Raw genomic sequence first — 19,433 nt, 5'->3', positions numbered from 1 at the left:
GGTGGAGAAGGAGTAGTGCCCAAGTGGCCGGCATCAACGACCACGGGACCCCTGATCCGCAGGTAGAGCCCCGTTCAGCCGGTCCGCGCCGGTATTCCGCGGAGTACAAGGCGAGGATCCTCGCCGAGTACGAGACACTCGACAAGAAGGGCAAGGGAGCCCTGCTGCGCCGGGAGGGTTTGTACTCGTCGCTGATCGCGAACTGGCGGGAGCAGCGGGACGCGGGCGCGAAGGCCGCGCTCGCCGCGCCGGCGGGGCGGCCGAAGGCCGATCCGCGGGACAAGGAGATCGCCCGCCTGGAGGCGAAGGTCGCCCGGCTGGAGAACGAGCTGGGCAAGGCCCAGACGGTGATCGAGGTCCAGTCAAAACTCTCGGCACTGCTGGACCAGTTCGCCACTGGCGGTGCGACGAGCACGGGCGAGACGAAGTAGCCATCTCCAGCGAGGAGTTGGACCCGGCGGCAGGCGCCGGAGTGACGGTCGGCCAAGATCCTGCCGGAGCCGGAGCCGGAGCCGGAGCCGGAGCCGGAGCCGGAGCCGAGGAGGTGCGGGCCGGTTTCGAGCGGGCCAGGGTTGCGGCGTTGGAGGAGCTGGCAGGTGTGGTCGGCCGGGTGCGGGCATGTGCCGCGCTCGGGGTGAGTCGGGCGACGTACTACCGGCATCATCGCCGGTCCCCGGCGCCGGTGCGGCCGCGCGCCGAGCGTCGGCCGCACCCGCGTTCGCTGTCGGCGGCCGAGCGGGAGGAGGTGCTTGACGTGCTGCACAGTGAGGAGTTCGCGGACATGGCGCCCGGCGAGATCTACGCGGTCCTGCTGGACAGGGGCATCTATCTGTGCTCGGAGTCGACGATGTACCGGCTGCTGCGCGGGCACGGCGAGGTCCGCGAACGGCGCCGGCAGGCAACCCACCCGCCGCGCAAGAAACCGGAGTTGGTCGCCGAGGGCCCGAACAGGGTCTGGTCGTGGGACATATCGAAGCTGAAGGGTCCGGTCAAGGGCAGCTACTACTACCTCTACACGATCGTGGACATCTACAGCCGCTACACGGTGGGCTGGATGCTCGCCGGTCACGAGAACAAGGAGCTGGCCGAGCAGTTCCTGTCCTCCAGCATCGCCAAGTACACCATCGGAGAAGGGCAGTTGACGATCCACTCCGACCGCGGCTCGCCCATGGTCGCCGAGAACGTCGCACAGATGATGTCCAACCTCGGCGTCACCAAGTCGCACTCGCGCCCGAAAACCTCGAACGACAATCCCTTCAGCGAGAGCCAGTACAAAACCCTCAAATACCGCCATAACTATCCGGACCGGTTCGGGTGCATCGAGGACGCCCGCGCCTGGTGCGAAGACTTCTTCGACTGGTACAACCTGGCGCACCGACACTCGGGGATCGGCATGCACACGCCTTTCGACGTCCACTTCGGTCTCGCCGACCAGCTCCGCGAGATGCGTGCCGACGTCCTGGCCTCCGTCTACGACCGGCACCCCGAACGCTTCGTCCGCAAGGCCCCCGAACCCCCGAAACTCCCCGGCACCGTCTGGATCAACAAGCCGACCGACCCGCGTCACCCCGACGCAGAGATCCCAGCTCAGGGATAGCCGCAAAATCCTGACTCACCAAAATTGACAGGTTCCGGGGGCTGCAGAGCGGTTATCTCTCCCCATCGGAGGCCGGTGCTCACCAGGGCGTCGACGATATCGACCGCGTCGGCGCGCACGTGCGTCTTGAGGAGGGCGTACTCCTCGGGTTCGAGGAAGACCTCGTCGTCTTCTGTGTCGTTGCCCTTGGGCAAGCGCGTGTGGGCGCAGGGGTTCGAGTCACGCAGGGCGGGATCGGCGCTCACGGCGGACTGGAAGATGCTGTAGAGCAAGCCGTGGAGGTTGGCGATGGTCTTCGGGGCGTACGGCCGGCGCTTCGTACCCGCGGGGTGCAGCGGGCCGGGCCTCCCGTTCTGAAGGTCCAGAATCCACTGGCTGACGTGGTCCCGAGTAAGCCTGCTCCCACGGTCGGAGACTGACAGCTCGCCGAACCACGGGATCATGTGGTTATCGATGAATCTCGTGTAGTTGGTTCTGGTGTGCTCAGATATGTCCGTCAGTAGCCCCACGTAGGCGTGGGCATAGACCGGAAACTTCTCCGAGTCCGGCATCGGCGGCGCCCCCGCCTCGACGAAGCCCTTCCCTTTGACCCACCCCGGCGGCCATTGCTGTCCGTGACCGTTGACCAGGTCGCGGAAACGTTTCGCCTGATCCTCGTCATCGAAGGTCTCGCGACACCAGTCCCCTGTTCGGGACCCGCCGGCCCGCCAGACGATGGTGTACGAGGGGTCTCCGGACAGCCGGGAATTGGTCTTGCTCGAAGCCATGGAGAAATCGTACGGGGCTTCGGTGTGGCGTTTGTGTGGCGAACGCGACGCCTGCGCTAGCGTGAAACCTGCGTTCTCGCAGGTCACGACGTTTCTGCTGGAGTGGGGCGGGTGGGACTCGAACCCACGGCCGACGGATTATGAGTCCGCTGCTCTAACCGGCTGAGCTACCGCCCCAAGCGGCGTGTCGCGCACAGGTGTGCGTGCCGTCTGCCGCAGCATAGCCGCTCATACGATCTCCTGCCTCGATGATCGACCAGGCACGGCCCCCTCGCGACCCCGAGGACTGCCACGGGGCCCGCACGGCTGCTCCGGGCGGTGGACCAGGACGCGAACCGGGCATGAAAAAGGACCCCCATGGGGTCCTCGTTCAGCATGCTCCCCCGACTGGACTCGAACCAGTAACCTGCCGGTTAACAGCCGGCTGCTCTGCCAATTGAGCTACGGAGGACCGAGCTCCCCCGACTGGACTCGAACCAGTAACCTGCCGGTTAACAGCCGGCTGCTCTGCCAATTGAGCTACGGAGGAATGCCTCGTCTGCATCGAACGCACCTACCTGGGTATCCGCCAGAGGGCGCGCGTTCGCTGCGACACATACATTAGCGCAAGCAGGGGGGTGCTTCGCCAATCGGTACTCCCCGGCGCTGTCGCCACACCGCAGATCCGTGCAGACCTGCACGCAGTCCTACACAAGGGAAGGGTGGCCGCCATGCGTTACCGGCTCACGTTCGTCGCCGGAGTCGTCCTGGGTTACGTGCTGGGCACGAGGGCCGGACGCGAGCGCTACGAGCAGTTGAAGAAGTCCGCGCAGCAGTTCGCGCAGAACCCCGCCGTGCGCAACACCGCGGAGACCGCGGCCCAGCAGGGCCGGGACATCGCGGGCCGGGCGTACCACGTGGTGAGTGACAAGGTCGGCGACCGGATGCCCGACTCGGTCTCACAGCGGGTGCGCAGCCTGCGCGAGCGCAGCGCGCAGGGCGCGGGCGAGGACGACTGGGGCACGGGCAGCACCTGACCGGGCCCCGGTGACACCGGCGGGGAGCCCGCGGCGGACCGGCCCGGCGTCGTGACGTCGCCGGGTACGGCAGAATTTTGGCCATGGGGATAGTCGCCGGGTTGGACAGTGCGCCCGATTTTACTCGCATCGTCGTCTGTGACGCGGACAGCGGGACCGTGCTCAAACAGGGGTATGCGCCGCATCCGGTGGACACCCCCCAGGGCACGGGCCGTCCGTCCGACGTCGATCCGCAGAACTGGCTGTACTCGCTGGGCGAGGCGGCGGGTGGCGGACTGCTCGAGGGTGTCCAGGCCATCGGGGTGTCCGCGCAGGCGAACGCGCTGGTGCCGCTGGACTCCCAGGGCAACACCGTGCGGCCCGCCATGGTCGGTGCCGACAAACGGACCCAGGTCGCCGCGGCCGATCTGATCGACGCGCTCGGCGGCCGTGAGGCGTGGGCGCAGGCGGTGGGCAGCGTGCCGCAGGCCGCGCACCCGGTGACGAAGCTGCGCTGGCTGGCCCGTACGGAGCCCGAGAACGCGGCGCGCACCGCCGTACTGCTCCAGGCGCACGACTGGCTGGTGTGGCAGCTCCTGGGCCGTCCGGTGCGCCGGATCACCGACCGGGGCGGCGCGTCCGGCACCGGTTACTGGGCGGCGGCGACCGGGAACTACCGGGCCGACCTGGTGGAGCTGGCGCTCGGGCACCAGACCATGCTGCCGGAGGTGATCGGCCCCGCCGAGGCGGCCGGGGCCACTCCGGAGGGGCTGCTGATCTCGGCCGGCACCGGGGAGACGATGGCGGCGGCCTTCGGGCTCGGGATCGGCCTGGGCGACGCGGTGGTGTCGCTGGGCGCGTCCGGCTCGGTCATGGCCGTCCACCCCGAGGCGCTCTACGACCCGAACGGCATGATCACCGCGCTGGCGGACGCCACCGGGATGCACCTGCCCGTCGTCACCACACTGAACGCGGTACGGACCCTGCGCGGGACCGCGGAACTGCTCGGACTGCCCGATCTGGAGAGCCTGTCCGACCTGGCGATGAAGTCGACGCCGGGCTCGCACGGGCTGGTACTGCTCCCCTATCTGGAGGGCGAGCGGACGCCGAACCTGCCGCACACCGCCGGGACCCTGTCGGGACTGCGGCGTGAGTCCATGAAGCCGGAGCACCTGGCGCGGGCCGCGTTCGAGGGCATGCTGTGCGGGCTCGCGGACGCGCTGGACGTGATGCGGGGCCGGGGCGTGGAGGTCCGGCGGGTGTTCCTGCTGGGACAGGCCGCGGAGCTGCCCGCCGTGCAGGCGGCGGCGCCCTCTCTGTTCGGGGCGCAGGTGGTGGTGCCGCAGCCCGCGGACTACGCGGCGATCGGCGCGGCCCGGCAGGCGGCGTGGGCGCTCGGGGCGTCCCGGGGCACCCTCGACCCGCGGACGCCGCCCGTCTGGCAGGGCGCGGCGGCGCAGGTGCTGGAGCCGGGCGAGGACCTGGCGGTGGGGCAGGCGGTGCGCCAGCAGTTCGTGTCGGTGCGCGAGCAGACCCACCCGGGGGCGTTCCGGATGTGACCGGACAGGCTGCGAAGGGGGCACCGGCGGCGCGCGGAACCGGATTTAATCGGTTGGAGTAACGCGGGTGGAGTGTCCGACGATAGGGGCCAGGGGCAACCACTGGCCCCCGCCGACCACCCGAGAGATTCAGCGTGCTGATACGACTACTGCGGGCTTACCTGCGGCCGTACAAAAGACCCATCGTCCTTCTGGTGCTGCTGCAGTTCCTGCAGACCTGCGCCACGCTCTACCTGCCCACCCTCAACGCCGGCATCATCGACGAGGGTGTCGTCAAGGGGGACACCGGCTACATCCTGTCCTACGGCGCCCTGATGATCGGCATCTCGCTGGCACAGGTCGTGTGCAACGTCGCTGCCGTGTACTACGGCGCCCGGACCGCGGCGGCGCTCGGGCGGGACGTGCGCGGGGCCGTCTTCGACCGGGTGCAGTCGTTCTCCGCGCGTGAGGTCGGCCACTTCGGCGCGCCCTCGCTGATCACCCGTACGACGAACGACGTCCAGCAGATCCAGATGCTGGCCCTGATGACGTTCACGCTGATGGTGTCGGCACCGATCATGTGTCTGGGCGGCATCGTGATGGCGCTCGGTCTGGACGTCCCGCTGTCCGGGGTGCTGGTCGCGGTGGTGCCGGTGCTGGGCGTCTCGGTGACGCTGATCGTGCGGCGGCTGCGTCCGCTGTTCCGGACCATGCAGGAACGGCTCGACACGGTGAACCGGGTGCTGCGCGAGCAGATCACCGGCAACCGGGTGATCCGGGCGTTCGTCCGGGACGCCTACGAGCAGCGGCGGTTCGGGAGGGCCAACGCCGAGCTGACCGAGGTGTCGCTCGGCACCGGCAATCTGCTGGCGCTGATGTTTCCCGTGGTGATGACGGTGGTGAACCTGTCGTCGATCGCGGTGGTGTGGTTCGGCGCGCACCGGATCGACAGCGGTGGCATGCAGATCGGTGACCTGACCGCGTTCCTCGCCTATCTGATGCAGATCGTCATGGCCGTGATGATGGCCACCTTCATGTTCATGATGGTGCCGCGGGCCGAGGTGTGCGCCGAGCGCGTCCAGGAGGTGCTGGAGACCTCCTCCAGCGTCGTACCGCCCGCCGCGCCCGTCACCGAGCTGCCCCGGCACGGCCATCTGGAGATCCGGGGCGGCGGCTTCCGCTTCCCGGGTGCCGAGGAGCCGGTGCTGAAGTCGGTGGACCTGGTGGCCCGGCCGGGCGAGGTCACCGCCGTCATCGGCTCGACCGGAAGCGGCAAGTCGACGCTGCTCGGGCTGGTCCCCCGGCTGTTCGACGCGACCGACGGCGAGGTCCTGGTGGACGGCGTACCCGTCGCGGACCTCGATCCGGCGCTGCTCGCGAGGACGGTCGGGATGGTGCCGCAGAAGCCGTACCTGTTCGCGGGGACGGTGGCGACGAATCTGCGGTACGGCCATCCGGATGCCACGGACGCCGCGTTGTGGCACGCGCTGGAGGTGGCGCAGGCCAGGGAGTTCGTGGAGCGGCTGGAGGGCGGGCTCGACGCGCCGATCGCGCAGGGTGGGACGAACGTCTCCGGCGGCCAGCGCCAACGGCTCGCGATCGCACGGACGCTGGTGCAGCGTCCCGAGATCTATCTCTTCGACGACTCCTTCTCCGCGCTCGACTACGCGACCGACGCGGCACTGCGGGCGGCCCTGGCCGAGGAGACCGCCGATGCGACGGTGGTGATCGTCGCCCAGCGGGTGGCGACCATCCGGGACGCCGACCGGATCGTGGTCCTGGACGGGGGCCGGGTCGCCGGCACCGGCCGGCACCACGAACTGATGGCGGACAACGAGACCTACCGGGAGATCGTGCTCTCCCAGCTGACGGAAGCGGAGGCCGCCTGATGGCCGGGGCCATGGCGCGGGCCGGGGCCGGGGCGGGCCCCGACCACCAGTCGCTGCATTTCAAGGAGTCGGGCACACGGCTCGTCAGGCGGTTCGGGCCGGAACGCCTGACCCTCTACGGGCTGCTGGCCTGCGTGGTGCTGAGCGTGGGGCTCAGCGTGATCGGGCCGAAGATCCTCGGCCGGGCGACCGACCTGGTCTTCGCGGGCATCGTCGGACGGGACATGCCGGCCGGGGTCACCAAGGAGCAGGTGCTGGAGTCGATGCGGGAGCGCGGTGAGGGCGGTGTCGCGGACATGCTCCGCGGCACCGACTTCACGCCGGGCGAGGGCATCGACTTCACGGCCGTGGGCAACGTCCTGCTGTTCGCCCTGGCGGTGTTCGTGGTCGCCGGCCTGCTGATGGCGGTGGCGACGCGGCTGGTCAACGGCGCCGTGAACCGCACCATGTACCGGATGCGTGAGGACGTGCAGACGAAGCTGTCGCGGCTGCCGCTGTCGTACTTCGACAAGCGGCAGCGCGGTGAGGTGCTGAGCCGGGCGACCAACGACATCGACAACCTCGGGCAGACGCTCCAGCAGACGATGGGCCAGCTGATCAACTCGCTGCTGACCATCATCGGGGTGCTGGCGATGATGTTCTACGTGTCCTGGATCCTCGCGCTGGTGGCGCTGGTGACGGTGCCGCTGTCGTTCGTGGTCGCCACCCGCGTGGGCAAGCGGTCGCAGCCGCACTTCGTGCAGCAGTGGCGTACGACGGGAAAGCTCAACGCGCACATCGAGGAGATGTACACCGGACACACCCTGGTGAAGGTGTTCGGGCGCCAGGAGGAGTCGGCGAAGCGGTTCGCCGAGGAGAACGACGCGCTGTACGAGGCCGGTTTCAAGGCGCAGTTCAACAGCGGCGTCATGCAGCCGCTGATGCTCTTCGTGTCGAACCTCAACTATGTGCTGGTGGCGGTCGTCGGCGGGCTGCGGGTCGCGTCGGGCGCGCTGTCCATCGGCGACGTGCAGGCGTTCATCCAGTACTCGCGGCAGTTCTCGATGCCGCTGACGCAGGTCGCCTCGATGGCGAACCTGGTGCAGTCGGGTGTCGCCTCGGCGGAGCGGGTCTTCGAGCTGCTCGACGCCGAGGAGCAGGGGGCCGACCTCTCGCCGGCCGAGAAGCCGGCCGAGCTGCGCGGGCGGGTGGCGCTGGAGCACGTCTCGTTCCGGTACGAGCCGGAGAAACCGCTGATCGAGGACCTGTCGCTCACGGTGGAGCCGGGTCAGACGGTCGCGATCGTCGGCCCGACCGGCGCGGGCAAGACGACGCTGGTGAACCTGCTGATGCGGTTCTACGAGGTGTCCGGCGGGCGCATCACGCTCGACGGCGTCGACATCGCGCGCATGTCCCGGGACGAGCTGCGGGCCGGGGTCGGCATGGTGCTCCAGGACACCTGGCTGTTCGGCGGCACCATCGCGGAGAACATCGCGTACGGCGCCTCGCGGAAGGTCACCCACGAGGAGATCGAGGAGGCGGCGCGGGCGGCCCACGCCGACCGGTTCGTCCGCACGCTGCCGGACGGGTACGACACGGTGATCGACGACGAGGGCAGCGGGGTCAGCTCCGGTGAGAAGCAGCTCATCACCATCGCGCGGGCGTTCCTGTCCGATCCGGTGATCCTGGTGCTGGACGAGGCGACGAGTTCCGTGGACACCCGGACCGAGGTGCTGATCCAGAAGGGGATGGCCGGACTGGCCCACGGGCGGACGTCGTTCGTCATCGCACACCGGCTCTCCACGATCCGGGACGCGGACACGATCCTCGTCATGGAGAACGGCTCGATCGTCGAACAGGGCGCCCACGAGAAGCTGCTGGCGGCCGGCGGAGCCTACGCCCGGTTGTACCGGGCGCAGTTCGCGCAGGCGGCAGTGGAGGTGGACTGACGGGCCCGTGCCCGGCCGGCGGCGTCACGGCAGCGTGACGCCGCCGGCGCTCAGCCCGTCCCGGCCGTCTCCGTCGGCTTCCTCAGCTGGACGGTGATCACCTCGTCCGGTACGACGCCCGCGCGCTTGTGCGCGGCCAGGCCCTGCCGGCCGAAGACGGCGACAGGGGAGGGGGCCTTTCCCCAAGGCCGGGTAGTTAACGTTTTTACAGGTCACGCAAGGGGTGTTGGGGTCCATGCAGTGGCGGCGCAGAGGCCGGGGACAAGTTTGTGGATGAGGCCGGTCTCGGCCCATCTGGAGAGCTGCCGGTACATGGTCTCCATGATGATGTCGCCGAAGTGGGAGGCGATGTCGCGAGGGCGCCAGAGGCGGGTGGGGTCTTCCTCGAGCAGACCAAGGATCCGGTGTCGGCGGCGGTCGGCGAGGGCGGTGTTCCGGTCGTCGCGGGAGATGGCGGGGAGTTGGGGGTGTGGGTCGCGAGGTACGAGGACGCTGATGTCGAGGCCGGTGATGGTGCAGCTGGTGTCGGGTCTGCCGTCGTCGTGACGGGTGTTGTACCGGGACATCGGCGACTTGACCTTGCGGGTGCTGACCCGCCGCCGTCGGGGCGGGAGGAGACGGGCGAGGATCCGGTGCCCGATCAGCCCGCCGCGACCGATGTCGGCGGGGACGGTGACGATGCCGACGGCCTGGACGACCTGGTCACGGGCGGTCTGGAGGGCGACGGTGAAGCAGCAGCGGTCCGGGTCGGTGCCGGGACGGGACTCGGCGGCCTCGACCATCAGGGTTCGCAGGGCCTGGTAGAGCGTGAGAAGGGCCCACATCTCCTGCTCGACGCCGGCCGGATCGCCTGAGAAGCTGTTGTCTTTTCGGATGTGATCGCCGACTTTTCGCTGCTCAGGCATGGTTTCGGTGTTGCCGAGGGAGGCTTGGACCGTTCTGTTCGTCGAGGGCGGTGTGGAGGCGGTCGGTGTCATCGGTGAGGGGCTTGCTGGAGGAGCGGGAGCGGGTGGCCCGGGTGGCCGTGGAGGAGCTTCAGGCGGAGGCGGACCGGATCCTGGCCGCTCTGGGTGAAGCCGAAATGGTGCTGGAGCGCCGGGTCATCGCGCGGGAAGAACTGTCCGAAGCGCTGGCCGTTCCTGAGGAGGTGGGAGACGTGCCGGCGTCGGACGTGCCTGGTCAGCGGCCGCCGCCGGTGGGCAAGGCCCCGGTCGACCGGTCGAGAGTGCCGGAGCGGCGGGAGGGCATGACGGCTGTGTCACTGTCGTCGGAGTACCGGAAGATCGTGGAGCTGTTGGAGGCCGAGCCCGGGCTCGGCGTGGAGGGCATGCAGGCGAAGGAGATGACGGCCAGGCTGGGGCTGGAGCTGACAGCGGCGAAGATCGAAGGGGTGCGGTCGAGAGCGAAGCGGCTGGCCGAGAGGGACTGGGCGGAGCGGACCCCGGAGGGCAGGTTCAAGCCGCGAGCGTCGTCACGGGCGAACTGACAGGCACAGTGGTGCGGGTGGTGCGGGTGGTGCGGGCCAGGCGGCGGCTCATGAGCATGGTCTGCGACCAGTAGATGAACGCCTCGCTGCTTTCGGGCAGGGCCTCGAAGTCCCGGACCAGGCGACGCGAGCGCATCAGCCATCCCAGCGTCCTCTCCACCACCCACCGGCGCGACAGCACCACGAAGCCCTTCATGTCGTCACTGCGTTTGACGATCTGCAGGGTGAGCTGCAGTTCCTCCTTCGCGCAGTCCACGAGGCGGCCGGTGTATCCGCCGTCGGCCCACACCAGGGTGAGCTCGCGGAACCTCTCCCGCAGCCCGGGCAGCATGATCCGGGCCGCCTGGCGGTCGGTGACGTTCGCGGCGGTCACCATGACCATCAGGATCGTGCCGAGACAGTCGGTGATGACGTGCCGGCGCCTGCCGTTGATCTTCTTCCCGCCGTCGTATCCGCGTGACGCGGCGGGCACCGAGGCTGCCGCCTTCACCGACTGCGAGTCGATGATCCCCGCGGTCGGCTCCACATCCCGGCCCTCGGCGAGGCGGACCTTGTCGCGCAGCCGGTCGTGCAGTTCCTTGGGCAGATCGTTCTTCCGCCACCTGCGGGAGAAGGCGTAGACCCGGTCCCAGGGCGGGAAGTCCACCGGCAGGGACCGCCACTTCGTGCCGTTGTCGGTGACGTAGAAGACCGCGTCGATCATCTGCCGGTGGCAGTAGCCCTCCGGCCGGCCGCCCCTCCCCTCCAGCCAGCCCGGTGTCGGCATCGCATCACGGACCACCGCCCACTGGGCGTCCGTCATATCCGAGTGGTAGACCGGGGCCCTCCCCGGCCGATCGGCCGCGTTCCCGAACCGGTGAGCGAGGCAATCGCACACCGAGCGCGCCGAGTCGAACTCCAGGGACGTAACCGCGTACAACTGCGACATCAGGGCCTCCGGGGCGCACGGTTTGGACTCAACACCCCTCGTGCTGCGCAGGAGGCCCTGTCTTCATGCGCTCCGTGACCCGAAATCACCCGGCCAACCCCGGTGTTCGATCAGAACCGCATCCATGATCGATAGGAATACGGCTTCTGACGACAGCGGCACTCAGGAACGAGAGAAGTTCGGGCCGCTCGGCCGTGTCGAACTGGTCAAGGACCTGCAGTCGGGCAACACCACTCTCGTGGCTAAGGGCACCTCCGTCATCGCACGGAGCTGGACCAGCAAACGCTACGACGAGGGCCGTCCCGCAGGCGACAACGCAGTCACCAGCAACCAGATCACCAGCACAAATGAAGGCGCCCAGGTCCGTGAGCACCCGGCCGTCATGGCGGATGCGCAGCTGACCACAGTCGGTTACGACTGGGCCAAGGGCTTGCCCACCCAGGTGGTCCAAGACCCGGCCGGCCTCGCCATCACCACCACGCAGTACGACGACCAAGGCCGGGTTGCCAAGCAGGGGGCCCCAGGCACCACCGGCACCGATGCAGGAACACAGCTGAATCGCCCCGGGTTTGATGGAGACATCGAAGACCCGGAAGGATGCCGACCATGGCTGCTCCCCGTAAGTGCTCCGCCTGGACGGCCACCACAACATCGCCGCCGCCCTACGGCATCACGCACGCGACACCGACCGCCCCATCAATCTGTTCCTGACGGCATGATCAACGACTTTGCCGGGGCCCTGGCGCGGGGATGAGAGACGATGACATGGCGCGGGCGTGATCCCCTGGTCGGACGGTACGGCGTAGGAACCTCCATCCAACCGGACCGGAACACGCCCGCGCGCCTCTACCCCACCACAAAACCCCACGTCACAGCGCTACAGGGCGACTTTGCCGGGACCCTGGACTCTGGTGCGCAATTCCGTTGGTCAGCTGGTGAGTTGGTAGCTGAGGCGGGTGAGGCGGCTGGTTCGGTGGCGGTCCAGGGGATGCGCGCTCCAGTAGGCGTCGAGTCGCACGATGTTGATAGCGGCGGCGGAGAAGGCGTGTTGGAGGCGGACCTTGGGCAGTCCGCGGTAGCGGGCCCGGCGGATCCCGGTGACGTCCAGGGCCTGGTTGATGGTGCCCTCCACCCCGGCCCGCAGCTTGTACCGGGTCTTGAAGGAGTCGGTCTTCTGCTCGGCGCGGGCGGCGGCGAGGGTTTCATGCAGTTCCTTCGGCCGCAGCGTGAGCATGCGGTTGCCGCGGGCCGCTGCGGTGCACTTGCCGCGGGAGGGGCAGGTGCGGCAGTCGGCCTTGGCGAATTCCACGACGATGGCGTCGCGGCCGTGCTGGGTGACGGGATACCAGCCGCTGCTGGTCCGCCCTTCGGGGCAGCGGGCCTGGCGGGTCTTCCAGTCGACGGTGAAGGCGGCCTTGTCGAAGCCGCTCGCGGCCTTGGCCTGCGCCGAGTGGTCGAGCAGGGCCGGGGTGACCATGTCGGTGCCCTGCTTCGCGGCGTCGTGGACGAGGCCGGCAGAAGGGTAGCCGGAGTCCAGGTAGTGCTCACCGGGCCGCAGTCCGTGCTCGTCGAGCCGCTGCTGGATGGGGGCGGTCGCCTTCACGTCCGGCACAGTGGCGTCGGTGGTCATCACATCGGTGATCAGGTTCGGAGGCAGGATGTCGGCCCTGGCTTCGGCTTCGGCTTCGGCTTCGGCTTCGGCTTCGGCTTCGGCCGGAGCGTGGCAGCTCTCGGTCAGGTGGATCTTGTAGCCGTACCAGAACAGGTCCTCGCCCTTGGCGGCCCAGCGCGCGTCGGTGTCGTAGGGGGAGGCCAGGCGGATACTGCCGGGCGGGACGCCGTCCGTCTCGGCCTCCCGCTTCCTGACCACCTCCCGCCCGCGCGCATCGGTGTGCAGGCAGTAGGTCTGCACCAGCACCTGCCGCAGGGTCTGCACGGCCTCGATGTCGCGGATCCAGGGCGGGGCGGCAGGCGCGTAGGCCGCCCGGCACAGCGTCAGGGCGTCCTGGCCGAAGACGTGGGCCAGCTTCTCCCGCCTGGTCCGGGACGACGGCATCGTCCAGCCGTTGATCCGCTCGCCGTAGCGGTGGGCGAACTCCGCCACGTCGATCGTGTCGGCCAGCCAGGACGGGGCCGCGGACGCGAGGGCCTCCAGAGCCGCGCGGACGCTCTCCCCGGCCAGCTCCGTGCGGTTCAGGTCCCGTACCGCGCTGATGACATGGGTGGCGTCGGTGCGCTGCTTGCCGCCGGCGGCCACCAGGTCGGCCTCCTTGCAGTGCTCCAGCAGCCGGTCGAACACGGCGCGCTCCAAGCCGTGTTCGGCAAGGCGGGCGCGGAAGCGGGGCAGCACTGTGTGGTCGAAGCCGGTGTCGGCGAGCTCCATCCCGAGGGCGTACTTCCAGTCGATGGCCCGCACCGCCATGGCCGCGGCCTGCCGGTCGGTCAGGTTCTCGGCGAACTGCAGCACCGTCACCAGCGACAACACACCCGGCGACAGCCCCGGGGCGCCGCGCGTACCGAACGCCCCGGCGAACGGCTGATCGGTGAAGACCCCGCCGAGGTGGTCGCGCACGCGTATCGCCAAGCTCCCCTTGGGGAACGCCTTACGGGCCACGGCCGCGGTCTGCTCGGGGACCGGCGGCAGGTCCTTGGGACGTATCGACATCTCTCACCCCTGCGGCCGTAGACGGAGGAAACGCCCGCAGGAACGATCATGCCGCAACCACCAGACGCACAGTCAGGAATTGCGCACCAGAGTCACCCTGGACAACACCCCACGACCAGCCAGAACTACACCGTCCACGCCACCGTCACGTTCTTCGAGCACGGACTTGCGAACCGCTCACGGACATAAACGCAACAGTGTTGAGGACGACGGCAGAATGCGGCGGGTTCGGCGTCGGTGAAAACGCGTACTCCCTCTACGCCTGTGGTCCGTGGTGCGCATGGACCCGAGCCACGAGCGGACGATCGCCGCCATGGCCTCGGCCTCACTCCAGGTAGCCCCGCAGTTGGTCGGCGAAGGTGTGGTCGCGGAGTTTGCCGAGGGTCTTGGACTCGATCTGGCGTATGCGCTCGCGGGTGACGCCGAAGATGCGGCCTATCTCCTCCAGGGTGCGGGGCCGTCCGTCGACCAGGCCGTAGCGGAGTTGGACGACCTTGCGCTCACGCTCCCCCAGCGTCGACAGGACCGCCTCCAGGTGCTCCCTCAGCAGCAGGAACGCGGCCGACTCGACGGGGCTCGCGGCGTCGCCGTCCTCGATGAGGTCGCCGAGGGCGACGTCGTCCTCCTCGCCCACCGGGGCGTGCAGGGAGACGGGTTCCTGGGCGAGCCGCAGCACCTCGCCGACCCGCTCGGGGGTCAGGCCGAGCTGGGCGGCGACCTCGTCCGCGGTGGGTTCACGGCCTCGCTCCTGGAGCATGCGGCGCTGGACGCGGACGACGCGGTTGATGAGTTCGACGACGTGCACGGGGACGCGGATGGTGCGGGCCTGGTCGGCGAGCGCGCGGGACATGGCCTGGCGGATCCACCAGGTGGCGTAGGTGGAGAACTTGTAGCCGCGTGCGTAGTCGAACTTCTCCACGGCCCGGATCAGGCCGAGGTTGCCCTCCTGCACCAGGTCCAGCATGGTCAGCCCGCGGCCCACGTACCGTTTGGCGACGGAGACGACGAGCCGCAGGTTGGCCTCGATCAGCCGCCGCTTGGCCATCCGGCCCATGACGACGAGCCGGTCCAGGTCGAGGGCGAGCCTGCTGTCCAGGTCGGAGGCGAGCCGCAGCTTCTCTTCGGCGAACAGTCCGGCCTCGACACGGCAGGCGAGCTCGACCTCCTCGGCCGCGGTGAGCAGCGGGATGCGGCCGATCTCCCGCAGGTACTGGCGGAACAGGTCCGAGGAGGCGCTGCCTGACTCGGCACGCACCGGCGGCGGGGCCGCCTCCACCGGGTCCGCGGGGTCCACGGGGTCCGAGGCCGCCGCCGGGCCCCCCGGTTCAAGATCCTCGGACGGGGGTTCGCCCTCCGTCTCGGGGTGATGTGCGGCCCGGCTCTGCGCGGGCACCGCCACCAGGACGTCCGCGTCGGGCCGCGCACCGGCCGTACGCGCGGCGGACTGGGCGAGGGTCTGGATCTGGGTCTGCACCGGGGCGACCTCCAGGATGATCGCTGCCGAGGGGGGCGGCAGCGGTACTTCGGGGACGGAGTCGGCGGCCTCGCCGCTGTTCGTCCCGTACGCGACGAGCGCAGCCGCGGGGGTCCGCGACCCGCCGGGGACGGGTCGGCCGCGCTCCGAGGACTCGGGTACCGCACCCCAGTGTGGGGTACGGCACATCCTCCCCACGAGGGGCGTGCGACGACTTTTTGCTTCCGCGCGGTGACCCGGCGGTTACGGACTGCCTACAGCGCCGCCGCGCCGTGTTCGCGCAGGGCCTGGTCGTACTGCTGGAGGACCCACAGTTCGTTCTGCACGGAGGCCAGTTCGGCCGGGTCGCCCTGGGAGGCGACGCGGGTCAGCCGGCCGGTGATCTCACGGATGCGGCGCTCGACGGCGCGGCGGCGGACGGTGACCAGCTGGGCGCCCGCGTACGTCTCGTCGACCTCCTTGACGCCCCGGTGCAGCATGATCGCCTCGACGGCGAGTTCGGTGACCATGGCACGGACGGCGTCGTCGGGGGCGGCCTCCCGGACGCGGACCAGATAGTCCTGCGGGTCGGGGACGCCGGATTCGGCGCCGCCCGCGTCCAGGACGGCCTGGCGCACCGCCGCGTACACCGGGGCGGTGAACTCGTCGAGGCCATACGCGTCGAAGGCCGGGGAGACCAGTTCGGGGCGCTGGAGGGCGAGCTTGAGCAGTTCGCGTTCGGTGGCGAAGACGGGGTTGCGCAGGTTGAGCGCGGGGCCGCGCGGGAGGGCCGGTGCCGGGGCGGAGCCGTACTGCTGCGGGCTACCACCGCCGCCCCCGCCGCGCTGCTGCCGGTCGGGGGCGGGGCCCTTTCCGCCGCGGTCGCGGGCCCAGCGGGCGAGCTGCGCCACCCGCTTGACCACGAACTGGGTGTCGAGGATGCCGAGCATGCCCGCGAGCTGGACGGCGACCTCGTGCTGGGCGCCGCTGTTCTTGATGCGGGCGACGACGGGGGCGGCCTCGTCGAGGGCGGCGGCCCGGCCGGCCGGGGTGTCCAGGTCGTAGCGGCCCACGATGTGGCGCAGCGCGAACTCGAAGAGCGGGGTGCGTGGTTCGGCGAGGTCGGCGACCGCGTCGTCGCCCTTGGCGAGGCGCAGGTCGCAGGGGTCCATGCCGTCGGGCGCGATGGCGATGTAGGTCTCGGCGGCGAATTTCTGGTCGTCCTCGAAGGCGCGCAGGGCCGCCTTCTGTCCGGCCGAGTCACCGTCGAAGGTGAAGATCACTCGGGCCGAGCCGTTGTCCATCAGCAGCCGGCGCAGGATCTTGATGTGGTCGGTGCCGAACGCGGTGCCGCAGGTCGCGATGGCGGTGGTGACCCCGGCCAGGTGGCAGGCCATGACGTCGGTGTACCCCTCGACGACGACCGCGCGGGACGACTTCGCGATGTCCTTCTTCGCCAGGTCGATGCCGTAGAGGACGTGGGACTTCTTGTAGATCGCCGTGTCGGGGGTGTTGAGGTACTTCGGTCCGTTGTCCGACTCGTAGAGCTTGCGGGCGCCGAAGCCGACGACGTCGCCGGCGATGTCTCGGATGGGCCACATCAGGCGGCCGCGGAAGCGGTCGATCGGACCGCGGCGGCCGTCCTGGGAGAGGCCGGAGAGGATCAGCTCCTTGTCGGTGAAGCCCTTGCCGCGCAGGAAGCGGGTGAGGTGGTCCCAGCCCTGGGGGCTGTAGCCGACGGAGAAGTGCTGGGCGGCGCCCTGGTCGAAGCCGCGCTCGGCGAGGAAGGTGCGGCCGGTGTCCGCCTCGGCGGAGGTCGCGAGCTGTTCCGTGTACCACTCGGCGGCGATCTGGTGGGCCTCGACCAGACGGATGCGCTCGCCGCGCTGGTGGGCGGGGTTGTACCCGCCCTCCTCGTAGCGCAGGGTGATGCCGGCCTGGGCGGCGAGCCGCTCGACCGCCTCGGAGAAGGAGAGGTGGTCGATCTTCATCACGAACGTGATGGTGTCGCCGCCCTCCTGGCAGCCGAAGCAGTGGAAGAACCCCTTGCTCGGACTCACCTGGAAGGAGGGCGACTTCTCGTCGTGGAAGGGGCACAGGCCCTTGAGGTTCCCGCCGCCCGCACCCTTGAGCTGGAGGTACTCGGACACCACGGCGTCGATCGGGACCGCGTCCCGTACCGCCTTCACGTCCTCGTCGTTGATCCGCCCAGCCACGCGTGAAGTCTACGGCGGTCCGCCGACAGCCGGCCCCGGGGCACCCGCCCCGCCGGTGTGCGGTTCCCCGTCGGCGGGGTGCGGATGCCCGCGGGGCCGTGCGTCCCGGCCGGCCGACGGAAGTGCCGGCGTCCCCACCGGCCCACAGGAGCACAGGCATTCCGCCGGCCGGCCGACAGCATGCAGGCGCCTCAGCCGGCCGGGACACCCGCGCCCCGTCGGCCGACCGAAACACGGGCGCCCCGGCCGGCCGACGGAAACAGCCATGTCCCCACCGGCCCACAGGAGCACAGGCATTCCGCCGGCCGGCCGACAGCATGCAGGCGCCTCAGCCGGCCGGGACACCCGCGCCCCGGCGGCCGACCGAAACACGGGCGCCCCGGCCGGCCGACGGAAACAGCCATGTCCCCACCGGCCCACAGGAGCACAGGCATTCCGCCGGCCGGCCGACAGCATGCAGGCGCCTCAGCCGGCCGGGACACCCGCGCCCCGGCGGCCGACGGGGCGCGGGTGTCCGCCGGGGGGTACGGCACACGGTCCTGCCGGACGGCGGCCACGGGGCCGAGGCCGAACGCCTGAGCGCCGGTGTCCCCGGCCGTCGGGGCGCGCGGCCTCCGCCGGCCGTCAGGGGACCAGGCTTTCCAGTGGGACGCGTGGGTTCGCCAGGGAGTCCGTGTCCACCTGGGTCCGGGAGGTGATCAGCCGCTGGATCGGGGCGGTGACGTCCCACACGTTGACGTTCATGCCGGCCAGCACCCTGCTCTCCTTCACCCAGAAGGCGACGAACTCCCGCTTGCCCGCGTCGCCCCGGATCACGACCTGGTCGTAGGAGCCGGGCGGGGCCCAGCCGGAGTACTCCATGCCCAGGTCGTACTGGTCGCTGAAGAAGTACGGGACCCGGTCGTAGGTGACCTCCCGGCCGAGCATCGCGCGGGCCGCGGCCGGGCCGCCGTTGAGGGCGTTGGCCCAGTGCTCGACGCGCAGCCGGGTGCCGAAGAGGGCGTGCGGGAAGGAGGCGACGTCACCGGCGGCGTGGATGTCGGGGTCGGAGGTGCACAGCCGGTCGTCGACCCGGATGCCGCCGCCGTCCGCGGGGTCGGCGAGGTCCAGGCCCGCCGCCTGGGCGAGGCCGGTGCGCGGGGCGGCGCCGATCGCCGCGAGGACCGCGTGCGCCGGGTGCTCCTCGCCGTCGTCGGTGCGGGCGGCGAGGACGACGCCGTCCTGGCCGGTGATCCCGGTGAGGGCGGCGCCGAAGTGGAAGCGGACGCCGTGCCCGCTGTGCAGGTCGGCGAAGAGCTGGCCGAGCTCGGGGCCGAGGACGGAGTGCAGCGGGGTGGGTCCGCGGTGGACGACGGTGACCTCCGCGCCGTACTCGCGGGCCGCCGCGGCGGCCTCCAGGCCGATCCAGCCGGCGCCGGCGATCACCAGGTGGCCGTTGTCCCGGCCGAGGGAGGCCAGGACGCCCTTGAGCCGCTCGGCATGCGCGAGGCGGCGCAGGTGGTGGACGCCGACGAGGTCCGTCCCCGGGATGTCCAGGCGGCGGGGCTCGGAGCCGTTGGCCAGCAGCAGTTTGTCGTAGTGGACGGTGGTGCCGTCCTCGCCGAAGCGGACGGTCTTCGCGGCGCGGTCGACGGCGTCGACGGTCTGGCCGAGGTGCAGCTCGATGTCGTGGCGCGCGTACCAGGCGGGCTCGTGCACGAAGACGCTGTCGCGCTCCTCCTTGCCGAGCAGGAAGCCCTTGGACAGCGGCGGCCGCTCGTACGGGCGGTCCCGTTCGTCGCAGATCAGCAGGACCCGGCCGGTGAATCCCTCCGCCCGCAGCGTCTCGGCCGCCTTCGCGCCCGCCAGGCCTCCTCCGACGATGACGAATGTCTGATCCGCGTCGACCACGTGATGCCTCCTCTTGAGTGCCGCCATGTGCGAGCGTCCCGCACACAGAGTGATGCCGGAAGAGGGAGTGACCCGATCAGG

Annotated in this window: 15 protein-coding genes and 3 tRNA genes; 8 read left to right on the top strand and 10 right to left on the bottom strand. The window is 70.2% G+C overall.

What is annotated here, in order from left to right; genetic code table 11:
• The first annotated feature begins 23 nt into the window (after positions 1-23).
• Together HUV60_RS23600 and HUV60_RS23595 are read left to right on the top strand one after the other, a co-directional pair.
• Entirely contained in the window at positions 24-431 is a 408-nt protein-coding gene (locus HUV60_RS23600; RefSeq protein ID WP_257849220.1) for a transposase, read from the top strand.
• A 113-nt stretch (positions 432-544) separates the two neighbouring features.
• A complete protein-coding gene (locus tag HUV60_RS23595; RefSeq protein ID WP_331462053.1) occupies positions 545-1,597 on the top strand; it encodes an IS3 family transposase in 1,053 nt (350 codons plus the stop codon).
• Here the strand turns inward: HUV60_RS23595 and HUV60_RS23590 are convergent.
• The 4 genes from HUV60_RS23590 to HUV60_RS23575 form a co-directional block, all read right to left on the bottom strand.
• Positions 1,588-2,364 (bottom strand): hypothetical protein, encoded by a 777-nt coding sequence (locus tag HUV60_RS23590; protein WP_257849218.1) that lies wholly within the window; start codon positions 2,362-2,364, stop codon positions 1,588-1,590. The two genes, HUV60_RS23595 and HUV60_RS23590, sit on opposite strands and share 10 nt — an antisense overlap.
• A gap of 103 nt (positions 2,365-2,467) precedes the next feature.
• Positions 2,468-2,541: transfer RNA gene (locus HUV60_RS23585), tRNA-Ile, on the bottom strand.
• 201 nt (positions 2,542-2,742) lie between these two features.
• A tRNA-Asn gene (locus tag HUV60_RS23580) sits at positions 2,743-2,815 on the bottom strand.
• A gap of 5 nt (positions 2,816-2,820) precedes the next feature.
• A tRNA-Asn gene (locus tag HUV60_RS23575) sits at positions 2,821-2,893 on the bottom strand.
• Between the two features lie 181 nt (positions 2,894-3,074).
• Here HUV60_RS23575 and HUV60_RS23570 point away from each other — a divergent pair.
• The 4 genes from HUV60_RS23570 (at position 3,075) to HUV60_RS23555 (ending at position 8,714) form a co-directional block, all read left to right on the top strand.
• Positions 3,075-3,380 carry a YtxH domain-containing protein gene (locus HUV60_RS23570; RefSeq protein ID WP_257850229.1) on the top strand — a complete coding sequence of 102 codons (306 nt, stop codon included), beginning with the start codon at positions 3,075-3,077 and terminating at the stop codon, positions 3,378-3,380.
• Positions 3,381-3,463: 83 nt separating this feature from the next.
• Positions 3,464-4,918 (top strand): FGGY family carbohydrate kinase, encoded by a 1,455-nt coding sequence (locus HUV60_RS23565; RefSeq protein ID WP_257849217.1) that lies wholly within the window; start codon positions 3,464-3,466, stop codon positions 4,916-4,918.
• A 134-nt stretch (positions 4,919-5,052) separates the two neighbouring features.
• A complete protein-coding gene (locus HUV60_RS23560) occupies positions 5,053-6,786 on the top strand; it encodes an ABC transporter ATP-binding protein (RefSeq protein WP_257849216.1) in 1,734 nt (577 codons plus the stop codon).
• Positions 6,786-8,714 (top strand): ABC transporter ATP-binding protein, encoded by a 1,929-nt coding sequence (locus tag HUV60_RS23555; protein WP_257849215.1) that lies wholly within the window; start codon positions 6,786-6,788, stop codon positions 8,712-8,714. Before HUV60_RS23560 ends, HUV60_RS23555 begins: the two co-directional genes overlap by 1 nt.
• A 212-nt stretch (positions 8,715-8,926) precedes the next feature.
• On the opposite strand, the gene HUV60_RS23550 is transcribed toward HUV60_RS23555, so the two are convergent.
• Positions 8,927-9,619 (bottom strand): hypothetical protein, encoded by a 693-nt coding sequence (locus HUV60_RS23550; protein WP_257849214.1) that lies wholly within the window; start codon positions 9,617-9,619, stop codon positions 8,927-8,929.
• A gap of 65 nt (positions 9,620-9,684) precedes the next feature.
• On the opposite strand from HUV60_RS23550, the gene HUV60_RS23545 reads away from it, so the two are divergent.
• The gene (locus HUV60_RS23545) at positions 9,685-10,200 is read left to right on the top strand and encodes a hypothetical protein (RefSeq protein WP_257849213.1); all 516 of its coding nucleotides are present in this window, start codon (positions 9,685-9,687) and stop codon (positions 10,198-10,200) included.
• Here the strand turns inward: HUV60_RS23545 and HUV60_RS23540 are convergent.
• Positions 10,169-11,002, bottom strand: a complete 834-nt coding sequence (locus HUV60_RS23540; RefSeq protein WP_257849212.1) for an IS5 family transposase — start codon at positions 11,000-11,002, stop codon at positions 10,169-10,171. The genes HUV60_RS23545 and HUV60_RS23540 overlap by 32 nt on opposite strands.
• A gap of 250 nt (positions 11,003-11,252) precedes the next feature.
• Between HUV60_RS23540 and HUV60_RS23535 the strand changes: the two genes are divergently transcribed.
• On the top strand, positions 11,253-11,882 hold the full coding sequence (locus tag HUV60_RS23535; RefSeq protein WP_257849211.1) for a hypothetical protein: 630 nt from the start codon (positions 11,253-11,255) through the stop codon (positions 11,880-11,882).
• A gap of 174 nt (positions 11,883-12,056) precedes the next feature.
• Here HUV60_RS23535 and HUV60_RS23530 read toward each other — a convergent pair whose 3' ends face one another.
• From HUV60_RS23530 to HUV60_RS23515, 4 genes are all read right to left on the bottom strand, one after another.
• On the bottom strand, positions 12,057-13,793 hold the full coding sequence (locus HUV60_RS23530) for an IS1182 family transposase (RefSeq protein WP_257849210.1): 1,737 nt from the start codon (positions 13,791-13,793) through the stop codon (positions 12,057-12,059).
• Positions 13,794-14,118: 325 nt separating this feature from the next.
• Positions 14,119-15,456: an RNA polymerase sigma factor gene (locus tag HUV60_RS23525; RefSeq protein ID WP_257849209.1), complete on the bottom strand. Its 1,338-nt coding sequence runs from the start codon at positions 15,454-15,456 to the stop codon at positions 14,119-14,121.
• Positions 15,457-15,521: 65 nt separating this feature from the next.
• On the bottom strand, positions 15,522-17,462 hold the full coding sequence (gene dnaG, locus HUV60_RS23520) for a DNA primase (protein ID WP_257849208.1): 1,941 nt from the start codon (positions 17,460-17,462) through the stop codon (positions 15,522-15,524).
• Positions 17,463-18,086: 624 nt separating this feature from the next.
• A complete protein-coding gene (locus tag HUV60_RS23515; protein ID WP_257849207.1) occupies positions 18,087-19,352 on the bottom strand; it encodes an NAD(P)/FAD-dependent oxidoreductase in 1,266 nt (421 codons plus the stop codon).
• Positions 19,353-19,433: the final 81 nt, after the last annotated feature.

Origin of the sequence: Streptomyces sp. KMM 9044 (genome assembly GCF_024701375.2) — a bacterium.
GTDB lineage: Bacteria > Actinomycetota > Actinomycetes > Streptomycetales > Streptomycetaceae > Streptomyces.
Note: the sequence above shows the minus strand (reverse complement) of the source record. Positions and strands in the feature narration are given on the sequence as shown.